The organism is Paludisphaera rhizosphaerae (assembly GCF_011065895.1).
Lineage (GTDB): Bacteria > Planctomycetota > Planctomycetia > Isosphaerales > Isosphaeraceae > Paludisphaera > Paludisphaera rhizosphaerae.
Genome location: NZ_JAALCR010000008.1, coordinates 297,364 through 312,239 on the forward strand (window position 1 = coordinate 297,364; position 14,876 = coordinate 312,239).

Here is a 14,876-nt window from a genome sequence, read left to right on the forward strand (position 1 = left end):
GGAGAGCCCGCGCGTCACCGCGGCGCACGCCTCGAACCCGCCGAGCGAGTTCGAAGGCGGCGCCCCACCGATAACGTAGAACGTCTCTCCCCGGAGGAGACCGGGGCGTTACTCTTTCGGCCCAACCACCAGCGCCCAGTCGTGGTCGCCCGGCGGAGGCGCCACGGTGGAGCGGCCTTCGGCGGAGACGGTCAATGCGACCGGCGGAGCCGTCGTCCCCTCGACCGGGTCGAACCATCGAACCTGAAGAGGTTTGTCGGCGGGGAGGCCGGAAAGAGCGACGGCGCCCTGGGAGATCAGATAGACCAGCCGCGAGCCGTTGGGGGCCGACACGCACAGCGGCGCGGGGGCTTTGCTGGCCGGGTCGGCCCAGGCGGCCTGTTCGGGGTGGGGCTGGAAGTGGTTCCAGTCGGGGATCGATTCGACGAGCTTCTTGGCGGCGGCGACCTGCGCCGAACCCGGCAGTTTCATGGCGACGTCCCAGGGGGTCGTCCCCCAGTTGTTGCCGGCGGGGGAATTGCCATAGGGCTTGGTCTTGCCGTTGACCTGCCAGATCCCGTTCGCGCCGTAGGTCCCCCCGGCGCAGCCGGAGGCGATCATGTGGGCCCAGAACGCTTTACGAGCGTCGGCCGCGGTGAGCATCGGCTTGATTTCCAGGGCCTCGTAACGGGATTCGCCGGTGATGACGGGCATCGTCGGCTGCGTGTTCCAGCCCTCGGCGGCGAGGGCGGCGTGCTTCTCGGGAGGGGTCCCATGGCCGCTCTGGTGCATGTCGAAGTCAAGGACGGCCGGGTCGGTCAGACTGGCGCGGGCCGTCCGCGCCGGGTGGCAGGTGATGAGCCGATGAAACGGGTCGACCGACCGGAGGTAGGCGATGACCTCGGTCCAGCCCGTCTTCTGGCGGGCCTCGTCGCCGGCGCGGTCCTTGGCGAGATAGAACGGCATGGTCGTCTCGCCGGCCGCGCACCAGACGACGGGATAAGCGCCCCAGCGCGCGACGAGGTTCCGCCAGTGCCGCTTCATGTTCTCCTCGCCGAGCCAGGGCAGATGGTAGCCCCACGCGCCGACGACGCAGGGGACGAACCCGTCGTCGACGAGCGCGGCGATGCGACGGTCAGCGGCATCGAAGTACGCCGGGTTGATGCAGGCGTATTCGGGCTCCCAGGGGAAGCCGGCCTCGTTGCGGCCGCGCGCGTCGAAGGCCGGCATGTCCGGATACAGACCGGCGACGATCTGGACGACGTTGAAGCCCTTCTTCGCCCGGTCGGCGGCGAGGGCCTGGAAATCGTCGGGCCAGGCCAGGCGATCGGTCAGGCCCATCCACCAGGTGTCGCCCAGCCAGAAGAACGGGGCGCCGTCGGCGTAGGCGAAGTGGCGGCGGTCGTCGGCGATGCGGATCGCGCCGTGGCGGAGCAGGGGGTTGGCCCCCGTATAGGGGACCACCTCGACGGAGCCGGCGACCCCGTTCAAGCCGGCGTCCGCGGAGTCGTTGCACGCCGAGACGAACCGATGCACGCCCGGCGTCCGGCTGGAGTATCGGACCTTCCACGACTTCCCGCCCGCCCAGAAAGCCGGGACTTTCAGCGTCGCGCCGTCGGGCGTGGTGAAGACCACGTCGAGCGTCAGTTCGTGAAACGGATCGACCCGATCCCTGGCCGACGTGAAGGCGACCTCCACCACCTTGCCGGCCTCGACGCGCAGGGGATCCGCGGCGAAGGCGGCGTTGAAGCCGGCCGCCATCACCACGAGAAGGAACGGAATCCATGCCGGGCGCCCGGCCACCGTTCGCGGCGTATGAACCATCGTCTCCCTCCCAGGCTGTGCGTCGTGTCGATCGGATCGGGCGGTCATGATAAATCGGCCCGATCGACGCCGGAAGGGCCCGCCCCCTTGCAAGCCGCGTGAGGTGGGTCACAATGACGGGGACCACTCGGCCCGACAGCTTCGCGATGGAGGCCCGCCGTCATGCTTCAGCTTGGGATCGTCACGTACAACATCGCCAAGGACTGGGACCTCCCCACGATCCTCCAGAAACTGGAGAAGCTGGGCTACGGCGGCGTCGAGCTGCGCACCACCCACAAGCACGGCGTCGAGGTCGGGCTCTCGGCCGAAGGCCGCCGCGAGGTCCGCAAGCGGTTCGAGGACTCCCCCGTCGAACTCGTCGGCCTGGGGAGCGCGTTCGAGTACCACAGCCCGGACCCAGCCGTCCTGAGGAAGATGATCGCCGACACCAAGGAGTACGTCCGGCTGGCCCACGACGTCGGCGCGCTGGGGGTGAAGGTCCGCCCCAACGGCATCCCCAAGGGGGAGGATCCGGAGACCGCGTTCAAGCGAATCGGCGCCGCGCTGCATGAGGTCGGCGAGGACGCCGAGGGCCAGGGGGTGGAGATCCGCGTGGAGGTCCACGGAACCGGGACCTCCGAATGGCCCGGCTTCGCCCGGATCATGGAGCTGGCGAACCACCCCAACGTCGGCGTCTGCTGGAACTCCAACCCGCAGGACGTTCCCAAGGGGGGCTCCTCGATCGCGGGCAACTACAAGCTGGTCGCGGGGAAGATCCGGACCGTCCACCTCCGCGACCTGACCGACGAAGCCTACCCCTGGCCTGAACTGTTCCGCCTGCTGACCGCCGACGGTTTCCACGGCTTCACCATGGCCGAAATCCCCGAGAGCACCGACCCGGACCGCGTCCTCCGCTACTTCCGGTCGCTCTGGAAGGCCTATCAGCCCGTCCACGCCTGAGGCGTCGTCTCGATCGTGGGGTCTCGGATGAGGGCACCTGGAACAAGGCGCGTTCGGAAAGCGTTGACGCGTGTCGGCCTCCTCGTCCTGGCCGCGGCGACGCTCCTGATCGGGCCGGCCGCCGGACAGGAACCGACGGCGAACTATGAGACACGCGACCTCGTAGGGTGGAGCGTCCGCATCCACCGCGCCTTCCCGCGCGACGAGCCGGAGTTGGCGTCGCGGACGCTCGCGCTCCTGGAGGATCAGCTTCGGGCCATCGAGCGAGCGGTCCCCGCTCCGGCCGTGGCGAAGCTGCGCACGATACCGATCTGGGTCGAACGCGACGAGCCGCATCACCCCTGCATGGCCTACCACCCGTCCGCGTCGTGGCTCGTCGAGCACGACATGAACCCGGACAAGGCCCGCTGCGTGGAGATCGCCGACGCCCGCAACTTCCTCGACTGGTGTCGCGACCAACCCTGGATGGTCCTCCACGAACTGGCCCACGGGTATCATCACCAGGTCGTCGAGGGGGGCTTCAACAATCCGGAGATTGCCGAGGCCCACCGCCGGGCCGAGGCCTCGAAGAGCTATGACAGGGTCCTTCATATCAACGGCAAGGAACGCCGGCATTACGCGCTGACGAACCCGCAGGAATACTTCGCCGAGGCCAGCGAGGCCCTCTTCGGAGCGAACGACTTCTACCCCTTCGTCCGCGCCGAGCTGTCGAAACACGACCCCGAAGGCCATGCACTGATCCGACGCCTCTGGCTCCTCGATCCCCCGACGCGTTAGGGGCGGCCGAAGTCGTCCTAAGGCGCTCGGGGTGGTGCGGGTCGGGGGCCAGGCCTTATGATCGGGCTTTCAACCGGTGTCTCTCCGTCCGTCCCGAGGATCCCATGAAGAGTCTCTCTCGAGCCTTCTTCGCCGCCGCCGGCCTGGCGGCCGCAGTCGCCTGCGCCTCCGCCGCGCGGGCCGAAGAAGCGAAGCCGCTGCGTCCCCCCTCGGTCCCGCTTATCGCCCACGACCCGTACTTCAGCGTCTGGTCGAACGCCGACAAGCTCACCGACGACGTCACCCGACACTGGACGGGAACGCCCCAGCCGCTCACCGGCCTGGTCCGCGTCGACGACAAGACGTACCGGATCATGGGCGCCGAACCCAAGAGCGTCCCCGCGCTGGAGCAGGTCTCCGTCGAGGTCCGGCCGACGAAGACGATCTACAAGTTCCAGAACGAGGCCGTCGGCGTCGAGTTGTCGTTCCTCGGCCTGGCGATCCCGTACAACCTGGACATGCTCTCCAGCCCCGTGACGTACGTCTCGTGGAAGGTGGAGCCGCGCGACGGCAAGGAGCACGAGGTCTCGGTCCTGCTGGGGGCGTCGGGCCGACTGGCCGTGCATACGCCCGACCAGCCGGTGGTCTGGGGCCGCGAGGAGCTGGGCGAGATCAAGGCGGTGAAGATCGGCACCCAGGAGCAGCCGATCCTCCAGCGCCGGGGGGACGGCACGCGGATCGATTGGGGATCGCTCTACCTGGCCTCGGGCCAGCCCCGGACGATCCTGGCCGCCGGACCGGCCGAGGCCCTCTTCGACGCCTTCGTCAAGGAAGGGGGGCTCCCCGGCCGCGACGACGCCGAATCGCCCCGGAAGGTCGAAGACCGCGCCCCGTCGATCGCCCTGGCGACCGCGTTGGGGAAGGTTCAACCCGGCACGCCGGCCTCGACGTTCGCCATGATCGCGTATAACGACGACTACGCCATCGACTACATGGACGAGTGGCTCGTCGGCTACTGGAAGCACCGCCTCAAGGCCAAGGGGAAGGGGAAGGACCAGCCGTTCACGGCCCTGCTGCTCCAGCACCAGATGCGCCGGGACGTGTATGAACAGTACTGCGACCGCTTCGACAAGCGGCTCGTGGAGGTCCTCACCGATCTGGGAGGCAAGGACTACGCGGACATCGGCGCCCTGGCGCATCGCCAGTCGCTGGCGGGCGCGACGCTCGCGGCCGACTCGAAGGGAATGCCGCTCTGGTTCTCGAAGGAGAACTCGTCCAACGGCTGCATCGGGACGGTGGACGTCATCTACCCGCAGTTCCCCCACCTGATCCTCTTCAGCACGGTGCTGGCGAAGGCGTCGCTCCAGCCAGTCCTCGACTATTCGGCCTCCCCACGCTGGCCCTGGCCGTTCGCCCCTCACGACCTGGGGACCTATCCCGCGGCCACCGGACAGGTCTACGGCGGCGGCGAGCGGACCGAGGAGAACCAGATGCCCGTGGAGGAGAGCGGCAACATGCTGCTCATGGTCGCGGCCATCGCCCACGTCGAGAAGAACGCCGACTTCGCCGGCAAGTACTGGCCCCAGCTCACCAAGTGGGCCGAATACTGCGAGCACTCCGGCTTCGACCCGGCCAACCAGCTCTGCACCGACGACTTCTCCGGCCACCTGGCCCGCAACGCGAACCTTTCGGTCAAGGCGATCCTCGGCATGGCCGCGTTCGGCCGCATGGCCGCCATGCGCGGCGAGGACGACCAGGCCCGCCACTACACGAACACGGCCAGGGAACTGGCCCGTAAGTGGATGACCATGGCCGACGCCGGCGACCACTACCGCCTGACCTTCGACCCCCAGGCCAGTTGGAGCCAGAAGTACAACCTGATCTGGGATAAGATCCTCGGCCTGGAAATCTTCCCGCCGGAGGTCGCCGCCAGGGAGTTGGCGTTCTACCAGACCAAGTTCAACAAGTACGGCCTTCCGCTCGACTCGCGCAAGGCGTTTACCAAGACCGACTGGATCGTCTGGACGGCCTCGCTGGCGCCCGACAAGGCGACCTTCGAATCATTCATCAAGCCGATTCGCCTGATGCTCGACGACACGCCCGACCGGATCCCGTTCAGCGACTGGTACTGGACCGACAGCGCCAAGCAGGCCGGCTTCAAGGCCCGCCCGGTGATCGGCGGCGTCTTCATCCGCGCCCTGACCGACGCGCTCCCCTACTGGGACAGTTGCCTGGAGCTGGCCAAGGCCGACGCCAAGGAACTCCCCAAGGAATGGGCCCCGATGCCCAAGCGCCGCGAGGTCGTCAACCTGGTCCCCACGGCGCAGACCGCGCCGGCCTCGTGGAAGTACGTCCTCCAGCAGCCCCCCGGTTCGTGGACGGCGATCGACTACGACGACCGCGACTGGAAGCAGGGGGAGTCGGGCTTCGGCACGCGGGGAACCCCCGGGGCCGAGATCCACACCGTCTGGGACGGCCGGAACATCTGGCTCCGCCGCGAGATCGAGGTCCCCGACGCGGCCGTTGACGCCGGCGACGACCTGCGGCTCTACATCCACCACGACGAGGACGCCGAGGTCTTCATCAACGGCGTCCGCGCGGCGAAGCTCAACGGCTACACCAGCGAGTATCGCCCGATGCGCATCAGCCCCGAAGCCCTCAAGGCCCTCAAGCCGGGCAAGAACGTCTTCGCCGTCCACTGCCGCCAGACCCAGGGCGGTCAGTACATCGATCTCGGCCTGGTGAAACTCGCCCCAGCCGAATGACCGTCGATCGCCCCCTTCATCCGTCCCATAAGGGCCTTCCCCGTTCACGGGGGAGGGTGGCCCGAAGGGCCGGATGAAGGGGGATCGGCGCCGAAAGCATCACGTCGCCAAGCTTCAGGCCGTTCTCGCGGGCGAATTCATCGCCGAGACGACGTCCTTCTCATCCTTCACCCGAACGATCGCGTCCGGCGAGCCGTCGGGCTTGATCGGGTTCCCGACGAACGAATTGTTCGCGGCGTCGAATTCGGGCGCGGTCGCCGGGACGACCGCCCCACTTCGCCCGGTGCGCCCGCTTCGCGCGACCATCTCCGCCTGCGATCGGAGCGGCCCGTCGAAAACCGCGACTGGGGGGCGACGGTCGTTTTGACAAATCGGGTTTTCGAGGAATTCCGCGCCGGTTTCGCGGCGCTGGGGCGATCGGTGTTGCGTACGGCGGTCCGAATCATCCACGCCACTTCTCATCTCCGCCGGACGCCGTCGCTTCTCTCCCTATCCCTCGCCGAGGATGGCGAGGCGCCCCGTCGGAGCGCGGCAGGAGGCCCGTCCGACGGGGCTTGAACCCTCAGAAAGGATTCAATCGCATGTCCACGAACATGGACCGTCCCGAGGCTCCCCGTTCGTCCGATTCGGCCCCGATCCGCCGCGTCCGCCGCAAGGCCCTGCCGGCCGTCGCCTCGCTGGAAGACCGCAAGCTCATGACGGGCGGCTTCGGCATGGCGATGGGACCGATGGATATGGCGAGCAACGGCCCCGCCGAGATCTCGCAGTTCTCCAACACGTCGTTCAACACCGGCGGGCCCCAGCTCTCATTCCGCGGCGACTTCGTCAACAACAGCGGCGCTTCCTCCTCCACGACCGACAGCACCGACAGCACCGCCTGGGTCAACGCCGGCGCCGCCGCCCAGCTTGGGCCGTACGCCAACCTGATCTACGCCGGCGGCGACAAGCTCTCCGGCCCGTTCGGAGCCAAGGCTCCGACAAGCGACTCGACCGACTCGTCGACCACTGACTCGACCGACGACTCGTCGACTGATACGACCGACGCCGACAAGCTCAAGGCGGCGTTCGACCAGCTTCGCAACGACACGCAGACGATCCAGGACAACTCCGAGGTCACCCCCAAGCTCCTGGCCGCGCTCCGCACGGCCCAGAACAACCTGGTGACCGCCGCGACGGGGACCGTCGACTCCGACAAGCTGACGACGTTCCAGGACGACCAGAAGACGATCGTGGACTCGGGGACGTTCACCGCCGATCAGCAGGCGACGCTGAAGGCGGACTACACAGCCGTCCTTGAGAGCGCCGGGGTCTCCGACGACGCCATCACGGCGTACTTCAGCGCCCTCGACGCCGTCAAGACGGCGAGCAACGTCTCGGCCGACAATCTGACGACCCTGGCCACCGACCAGCAGTCGGTCCAGGATCTCCTCGACGCCCAAACGCAGAACGGCAGCTCGTCGCAGGATCAGAGCCTGCCGAGCGCCCCGGGCGACCTGGGGCAGGGGATGCCCGGCGGCGGGATGGGCGGTTTCGGCGGCGGCTTCAGCGGCGGCTTCTCGATGAGCGGGCCGCAGGGCGGTGGGACCGGGTCGCAGACGGCGCCGACCAGCTCGTTCGGCGGCAGCTTCGGCGGTCAGCAGCAGACGCCGTCGTTCTCGCTGCAACAGCAACAGCAGGCCGCGCCCGCCGTCTCGTCGCAGGATGGGACCGTCGACCAGCAGGCGACTCCGGCCGCTGCACAGACCGACAGCTTCAGCGGCCAGCAGCAGGCGACCCCGGCCGTCGCCCAGCAGCAGAACGGCAGCGTCGGCGGACGTCACCGCACGATGCAGAGCCGCGGCTTCCAGACCGGCAGCGGCGGCATGGCCAACCGGATGGCCTCGATGCGGTTCAACCGCGGCAGCGGCTCCACCGGGCGCTCGGCTCGCGGCTCCTGAGTCTGAACTTGCGAACGCGACGACATCCCTCGCGGAAGGAGGCGGCTCCGAAAGGGGCCGCCTCCTTCCGTTGAAGGTCCTCAGTCGACGGCCTCATCGGGCGCGATGTGATAGATCAGCATCGGCGCCCGCTTGCGGGTGATGGCCTGGGCGATCTCGCCGCGGAGGTGGCCGGAGGCTTTGGCCAGGTGGTCCTCGACTCGGCTGACCGAGCCCCCCTCGTCGCAGGCGAGTGCGACGGAGAGACGCGAGGCGTCAGGAGCCGGCTCGACGCCCAGCACCCGCAGCCCTTGAAGCAGCGGGTCGCCGCACTCGGCCAGCACTTCGCTCAGGGTCATGGCCACCTGATGGCAAAGCTGCATCGCCTTGCGGCCCGCCGGCTCGGCCGGACCGCCTCCCCGGCCGCCCCGACGGCTCCGCGCCCCGGGAAACCTCGACCCCTCGCGAGCCTCCGCGTCGGCCGGATTCCAGTCCTCACTCCGGCGCAGGGGGAAATGACGTCCCATGGTCGTCCTCATTCCTCTGATAATCGGCAACGCGTGAAGAAGTCCTTTCGCATCCCGAAGCCGCGCGAAAGCGGCGTCGGCCGCCGTCGCCCGATCGATTGGAAGGGCGCGCGACGGGACGAAACGGGGACGGCCCGATCCTGATCTCCCGACTCACAAGCCCGCGCCCCGGCCGCGCGCAATCACGCGTCAAACGGTTCGGCGGTGCGAGAGACGGGGACGCCGAGAGGCGTCGCGACGCTCAGCGACGACTCGCGGAGGGGGTCGGAGGAATCGAGCCCGACGATTCAATAGGGCGGGGGAAATGAGACATCGTCGGCCTCCTTCGCGTGAGGAAAGGAGAGGTGGCTACGCGACCGATTCACGAGAATCGCGATCGAACGAGCAACTTCATTGTAGCCCCCCTTCACACGGCGGGCAACCTGGTCTCAGCAGGACGCGCCGACCGCCGTCAAGGTTCGCTGGGCGTCCTCAACAAGCGTTCCGCCTTCGGTCCATCACAGGCCGGCAGCGCTCCAGCAGGCCGAGTTCGGCCAGTTCTTCTTCGAGGGCCGCATTCGAGCAGTCGGCGAGGGTCTCTCGAACCTCCCTGACGAGCATTCGGACGAACAGGTCACGCGCCCGGTGCACGTCCACGCGGGCCCGGTTCGCGTCGTACACGTCGTTCAGCAGGAGGGAGAGCCGCGTCGCCAACTCGGCGTAGGAGGCGTCCGGATCCTCGACGCGCGTCCGGAGGATCGTGTGGTAGCGTTGGCCGGAATCCCCCTTGATCTGCTTCAGGGACGACCAGGCGCGGGCCATCAACTCCAGCCGCCAGCTTGTCTGGAACGCCTCGTCGTGGGCCTGGGCCCAGGGAGTCTCCGGACCGGCCGCGGGAACGTCCCCGACCAGCCCCTGCGGAGCCGATTTTCGGCGGCGATGGTGGTCCATCATCAGGTGGTAGAGCGACTGCTTGAGGAAGTCGCGGAAGCGCCCCTTGCCGGGGTCGACGTTGGCGAACGCCCCCCCCATGAATTTCACCGCGAAGTCCTGCGACAGTTCTTCGGCCGCCGCTCGGTCCCGAAGGGCGGCCTGGAGATATCGCCGCGCCGCCCCGCTGTAGCGTTCCAGCAGCGCCCTGCGCGCCGTGGCGGTCTCGTCATCCCCCGGCGTCCCTTTCACCACTCCCGGCGGGTGGGCTTGGCGCACCATCTGCCAGAGAGTGTCGATATGGCTTAGATCACTGAGGTCATTCCCGTTGGTCAAGGTTCGGCTCCCCTCGACTCGAAAGCGTCATTGGGCCTGACCGATATTATCAGGATTCGCGGAGCCGTGAAAGCGCTGAAGCCGCATCTCAACCGGCCCTTTTCAAAACGCAACATCCTCCCTAATCCGCACAGCCGAACCTCGGCCGAAAGATCGATCTGATCGGCATGATGCGCGCCATCGTCCGAAGTCGAGATTGGACAAAGTCCGATAGCTCGGTATGGTCGGGCTCCGACCGACCAACACGGTGGCGCTGACAAGGAGGTCGCCAGGTTATGCAGGACAAGGATGTCGCCGCGAAACCGCCGAGACGCATTCGACGCCTCGTTCGATGGGCCGTCGCTCTCTCGGTCTTGCTGGCCCTTGGGTTTGCGGCGATTCCCACCTTGCTCGGAACCGCTCCCGCCCGCCGCCTGATCGTGCAGAAGATCAATGACAAGCTCCGCCGAGGGCGGATTGAGCTGGGTGGTTTCGCCCCGTCGTGGAATCGCGGCGTCGTTCTGCGGAACGTCGCGCTGGTGGACCGGCAGGGGAAAACCGTGATCTCGGCGGAGACGGTCCAGTCCGACCATGGCCTGATCGGATGGATGCAGTCGCGCGGGGACCTGGGGACGATCGTCGTCGACGGGGCTACGGTCGACGTGACGCGCCGCGACGACGGGGGGATCGACCTCCTGGACGCGCTTGAAGGCTTGCTGGGGGGTGGCGATCCCCCGGCCCAGCTGGCGCAAGCCGCGCCGGCGGCCAGCGGCGGTCCGGGAATCTCGGCGAAGGTCGTCGTGAAGGGGGGCCGCCTGCGCGTCGCCAGTCCAGAACTGGCCGAGCCGATTGTCGCGAGCGCCTTCGAGGCCCAGGCGACTCTCCAGCCCGGCAAGCCGATGAATTTGGCCCTGAAGCTCCACGACGGCGAGCGGTCGCTGGACCTGCAAACCAACGGCGACGCCGCCGCTCCCACGCTGACGCTGAAGGGCGAGCAATGGCCGATCGCCGTCCATCGGGCCGGCGTGAAGGCCCGGGGCGACCTCGTCGGGAATCTGGAAGTCGCCAGCACTCAGGGCCTCTGGTCGGCCCATGGCCGGGCGGTCCTGCATCGGTTCACCGCCGAGGGTCCCGCCCTGGCAGGCGACCGCCTGGCGCTCGACTCCGTCGCGACCGACTGGGACGTTCAGCAGACGGCCGCCGGCTGGTCGGTCCGCAAACTCGACCTCAAGTCGGCGATCGCCGAGTTGACGGCTGTCGGCGACATGCCCGCGACCAGTTCCCCCACCCGGCTGACGGGCCACGTCGACCTGGCTGCGGCGTCGAAGCTCCTGCCGCACGCGATCCCGCTCCGCAAGGGGATCACGATCGAGAAGGGTCAGGCCCGCATCGAGGCCGCGACGAGCGTTCATGACGGAATTGAACGCCTGAACGTGAAGGCCGACCTCGCCGACCTGGCCGCCACGGAATCCGGCCGTCCGCTCACCTTGCAGAAGCCCGCCACCCTCTCGGCCGCGCTGGTCCGGACGGAGCGCAACGTCGCCGTGGAGTCGTTCTCGCTCAAGGCCGCGGGGATCGACGCCTCCGCGACGGGCGACCTGGAGAAGGGTCTGAAGCTGACCGGCTCGTTCGACCTGGCGGCCGTCGAAGCCCAGGCTCGCGAGCTGATCGACATGGGCGCTGTGAAGCTCGCCGGCCGCGGTCGGATGGCCGCCGACTACCGTCCCGAGAAGGGAGAATTCCGGGCGCGGTTGGCCGCCGAGATCACCGACCTGCACGTCGCCGGGCTGACCGAGGCCCCCGTCGATCGCGACCGCGTCCGACTCGACGCCTCGGCCGAAGGCCCCCGCGACGGCCGCGGTCTGCCGGCCGACTGGCAGGCCGTCCGCGTCGGCCTGGCCGCCGGCGAGACGAAGCTCAGCGTGCTGGCGAAGGCCGACGGGACCTACGACCTCGAAGGGACGACGCCCATCACCACTCCCGCCGCCGGCGTCGTCGCGGCGAAGGTCTCGACCCGGCCGAATCCGAAGGGCTATGAACTTCAATCCGTCCACCTGACCGCCACACCGGCCGACCCGAAGGAGACGCTCGCGGCGATCGGCGTGAACGCCCGGGGGACCTACGAGCCGGCGATCGGCCGCGTCGTGCTGATTCCGGTCGGTCCGCAGCCGTCGCAGTCGATCGTCGTCGGCCCGCAGGGGATGATGGTCTCCGGGATCGGCAAGGGGGACTCCCCGCTGGGCTTCGAAGCCGTGCTCCAGGGCGACCTCTCAGCGCTCGACCGCACGCTCGCCTACTGGGCCCAGGTCGACAGCCTCCAGGGCTTCGGCGGCCCCTGGACGGGCCATGCCAAGGGGACCCGCGCGAAGGACGGCCGGCTTGGCTTTGAAACCCGGATCTCCTCGCCCGACTTCTTCCTCACCACCCACCGAGGCGCGGCCAACCTCACCCTCAACGGCGATTACAGCCCGGCCGACGACAAACTCGCCCTGAAGACGCTCGACCTGAACACGGCCTACGGCCGGCTGGCCGGGAACGGCACGATCGCCGAGGTCGGCTCGCGACGGCTGGCCGACGTCTCGGGCGTGCTGGAGCCGCGCTGGGAGACGTTAGACCCGATCATCGCCGGGGCCGTGGAGCCCACGGCGAAGGTCCGCGCGACGGTGCGGCCCTATCACCTGAAGGGCCCGCTGACGGGGACGACGTCGCAGATGCTCAAGGGGATGGAGGGTGCGTTGGTGGTCGACCTGGCCTCGGCGCGGGCGTTCGGGATGGAACTGGGCGCGACGCCGATCGCCCTCCGACTGGGGGGGGGCAAGGCCGTCTTCGACCCGATCGAGACGACGCTCAACGGCGGCAAGGTGTCCATGGGCGCGGACCTGTTCGTGGACGACCCGAACGCCCTGGCCTTGCGGCTGGTGAGGGGGAGCCGGATCGAGAACGCGGCGATCAACAAGGCCGTTTCGGACGACGTGCTGGCGTTCATCGCCCCCGTGCTGGCGAAGTCCAGCAACGTCTCCGGCCAGGTCTCGCTGACCACCGAATCGGCGACGATTCCCATCCTGGGAGACGGAACGCTGAACGTCCTGGGGCAGCTCGTCTTCAAGGACGTCGCCTTCGAGCCAGGCCCGTTCGCGACCGAGTTGGTCTCGCTGACCGGCCGCGACATCAAGAAGCTAACCCTGGCGCAGCCGCTCCAGTTCGAGATCGCCGACGGCCGAGTCAAGCAGAGCGGCCTGACCATCCCGATCAGCGGCGACCTCGCCGCGAAGATCGACGGCTCCATCGGCTTCGACGAGACCCTGGCGATGCGGGCGAAGGTCCCCATCACGCCCCAGATGCTCGGCGGCAACGCCGCGGCTAACCAGTTCGTCGGCGGCACCGAGATCACCGTCCCCATCGGCGGCACGATCGCCCACCCGACCATCGACCGCAACGGCCTGAGAGTCGCCCTTCGCGAAGCCGCCCGCTCCATGGTCCGCCGCAACGTCCAGGCCGAGGCCGGCCGCCTCCTCGACCGCGCCCTGCCTCAGACCGCAGGAGGCAACGGCACTAACAACGCATCCGGCGGCTCCCTTGGCCGCGACGCCATGAACATCCTCCAGGGCGTCGGCCGGGACCTCATCCAGCAGCCCCAGGGGGCCAATAAGCCGCGGTGAACAGGATGCGCGAGGCCTCTCAATCGACGGGGATCAGGAGCGAGGAAATGACCTGGGCGTAGACCCGATGGCCGAAGTCGTTGGGGTGGTTCACGCCGTTGCCGGTCTGATCCCAGTCCTTCTTGAGCCGGAGGATTTCGCTCCAGATCGAGGTGACGTCCGCCAGCGCCACTCCTGGGCCGCAGAGCTTCGCGAGGGCGTCGCGGTACTGCGGGAAGAGATCCTGATTAAGCCTGACCCAATCCCGGTTGCCGACCATTGTGGCAACGAGGACGACCTCGACCTCGGGGCGTTTCTCGCGGACGCCCTTGATGGCGGCGGCGATCTTGTCCTGAAAGTCCTGGGCGGGCCTTCCGCTGGAATCGTTCATGCCGAAGGCCAGGATCAGGAGATCGGGCGCCGCCTCGACCACCTTGTCGACCATGGTCAGACCCCACGCCGAGTCCATCCCGGAGACGGACAGGTTGACGATGTCGACCCGGCCCTTGTACCGAGCGTGCAGGCTCCTGCTCACCAGCTCCGGATAGGCGGGCTGGAACGGCTTGCCGCCCGCCCATCCCGAGGCGTTGCATCCCGTGGAGATGCTGTCCCCCAGTACGACGATCTTCAGCGGCTCTTGCTTCCGAAGCCTCTCCAACGTGGTCGGAAGGGCTCCGGGATCGAACCTCGGCGTCGGCGCTTTCCAAAGGCCGGGCTCGTGCGCGTAGCTGACGATGGTCTGGAGCTTGTGGTACTCAAGCTCCCCGCCGAAGTAAATCTCGCCGTTGCCGTCCCGGTGCGTAAGCTGATGGCGCTGGCTCTTCGCCGGCCGGCGGAGTGACTCGGGTGTGGACGTCGAAATCCGAGAGCCCGGCGGGACCACGATCTCGCGCGACCCCTCTTTCCAGACGTAGTCCCGCCCCTCCTCGAACTGGACCTCGCCCGTCGAACTGCGAACGGCGATCATCTTCCGGATCGGGAAGAGCACCGATGCGCGGGCCTCGCCCGATTTCTCGTCCTTGATGAACAGGACGGACTCCCCCTCCATGACCTCGCCCAACCAGAACGGCCGAAGCAGCTCCTCCGATCCAACCCATTCCGTCCTGGCAGCCTCCTGAGCCCGACTCCCGCCGGGGACGGCCAGCACCAGGCCCATGATCGAAACAAGGAGTAAGTTGACTTTCACTTGATCGAACATCGACGGTCCCTGGTCTGTTCACCCGGAGAAATTCAAGACGCCAAGACGTTCCAAGCCTACCCATGCTGAGCGACCAAGGCGAGGACGGAGGGCTCGGTGGCTTTGGATAC

10 protein-coding genes are annotated in these 14,876 nt (G+C 68.1%); 5 read left to right on the forward strand and 5 right to left on the reverse strand.

Going from position 1 to position 14,876, the window contains the following annotated elements:
- Positions 1-108 precede the first annotated feature (108 nt).
- Positions 109-1,803, reverse strand: a complete 1,695-nt coding sequence (locus G5C50_RS12985; protein WP_165069864.1) for an apiosidase-like domain-containing protein — start codon at positions 1,801-1,803, stop codon at positions 109-111.
- Between the two features lie 162 nt (positions 1,804-1,965).
- On the opposite strand from G5C50_RS12985, the gene G5C50_RS12990 reads away from it, so the two are divergent.
- From G5C50_RS12990 to G5C50_RS13000, 3 genes are all read left to right on the forward strand, one after another.
- Entirely contained in the window at positions 1,966-2,742 is a 777-nt protein-coding gene (locus tag G5C50_RS12990; RefSeq protein ID WP_165069866.1) for a sugar phosphate isomerase/epimerase family protein, read from the forward strand.
- Between the two features lie 63 nt (positions 2,743-2,805).
- Entirely contained in the window at positions 2,806-3,519 is a 714-nt protein-coding gene (locus tag G5C50_RS12995; RefSeq protein ID WP_165069868.1) for a hypothetical protein, read from the forward strand.
- 104 nt (positions 3,520-3,623) lie between these two features.
- Positions 3,624-6,263, forward strand: coding sequence for a glutaminase domain-containing protein (locus tag G5C50_RS13000; protein WP_165069870.1), 2,640 nt, complete (start codon positions 3,624-3,626; stop codon positions 6,261-6,263).
- Positions 6,264-6,377: 114 nt separating this feature from the next.
- Here G5C50_RS13000 and G5C50_RS13005 read toward each other — a convergent pair whose 3' ends face one another.
- Positions 6,378-6,569: a hypothetical protein gene (locus tag G5C50_RS13005; protein ID WP_165069871.1), complete on the reverse strand. Its 192-nt coding sequence runs from the start codon at positions 6,567-6,569 to the stop codon at positions 6,378-6,380.
- Positions 6,570-6,844: 275 nt separating this feature from the next.
- Between G5C50_RS13005 and G5C50_RS13010 the strand changes: the two genes are divergently transcribed.
- Positions 6,845-8,200 (forward strand): hypothetical protein, encoded by a 1,356-nt coding sequence (locus G5C50_RS13010; protein WP_165069873.1) that lies wholly within the window; start codon positions 6,845-6,847, stop codon positions 8,198-8,200.
- Positions 8,201-8,280: 80 nt separating this feature from the next.
- On the opposite strand, the gene G5C50_RS13015 is transcribed toward G5C50_RS13010, so the two are convergent.
- Together G5C50_RS13015 and G5C50_RS13020 are read right to left on the reverse strand one after the other, a co-directional pair.
- Positions 8,281-8,706: a ribosome-binding factor A gene (locus G5C50_RS13015; RefSeq protein ID WP_165069875.1), complete on the reverse strand. Its 426-nt coding sequence runs from the start codon at positions 8,704-8,706 to the stop codon at positions 8,281-8,283.
- A 471-nt stretch (positions 8,707-9,177) separates the two neighbouring features.
- Positions 9,178-9,951, reverse strand: a complete 774-nt coding sequence (locus tag G5C50_RS13020; protein ID WP_165069877.1) for an RNA polymerase sigma factor — start codon at positions 9,949-9,951, stop codon at positions 9,178-9,180.
- A gap of 275 nt (positions 9,952-10,226) precedes the next feature.
- Between G5C50_RS13020 and G5C50_RS13025 the strand changes: the two genes are divergently transcribed.
- The gene (locus G5C50_RS13025) at positions 10,227-13,589 is read left to right on the forward strand and encodes a hypothetical protein (RefSeq protein WP_165069879.1); all 3,363 of its coding nucleotides are present in this window, start codon (positions 10,227-10,229) and stop codon (positions 13,587-13,589) included.
- A gap of 19 nt (positions 13,590-13,608) precedes the next feature.
- Here the strand turns inward: G5C50_RS13025 and G5C50_RS13030 are convergent, their stop codons facing one another.
- A complete protein-coding gene (locus tag G5C50_RS13030) occupies positions 13,609-14,766 on the reverse strand; it encodes an SGNH/GDSL hydrolase family protein (protein ID WP_165069882.1) in 1,158 nt (385 codons plus the stop codon).
- Positions 14,767-14,876: the final 110 nt, after the last annotated feature.

Bases quoted from the DNA above. Each gene is read 5' to 3' on its own strand.
- G5C50_RS13015 (WP_165069875.1), bottom strand. From the start codon at position 8,706: ATGGGACGTCATTTCCCCCTGCGCCGGAGTGAGGACTGGAATCCGGCC.
- G5C50_RS13025 (WP_165069879.1), top strand. From the start codon at position 10,227: ATGCAGGACAAGGATGTCGCCGCGAAACCGCCGAGACGCATTCGACGC.
- G5C50_RS13005 (WP_165069871.1), bottom strand. From the start codon at position 6,569: ATGGTCGCGCGAAGCGGGCGCACCGGGCGAAGTGGGGCGGTCGTCCCG.
- G5C50_RS13000 (WP_165069870.1), top strand. From the start codon at position 3,624: ATGAAGAGTCTCTCTCGAGCCTTCTTCGCCGCCGCCGGCCTGGCGGCC.
- G5C50_RS12985 (WP_165069864.1), bottom strand. From the start codon at position 1,803: ATGGTTCATACGCCGCGAACGGTGGCCGGGCGCCCGGCATGGATTCCG.
- G5C50_RS13010 (WP_165069873.1), top strand. From the start codon at position 6,845: ATGTCCACGAACATGGACCGTCCCGAGGCTCCCCGTTCGTCCGATTCG.
- G5C50_RS12990 (WP_165069866.1), top strand. From the start codon at position 1,966: ATGCTTCAGCTTGGGATCGTCACGTACAACATCGCCAAGGACTGGGAC.
- G5C50_RS13030 (WP_165069882.1), bottom strand. From the start codon at position 14,766: ATGTTCGATCAAGTGAAAGTCAACTTACTCCTTGTTTCGATCATGGGC.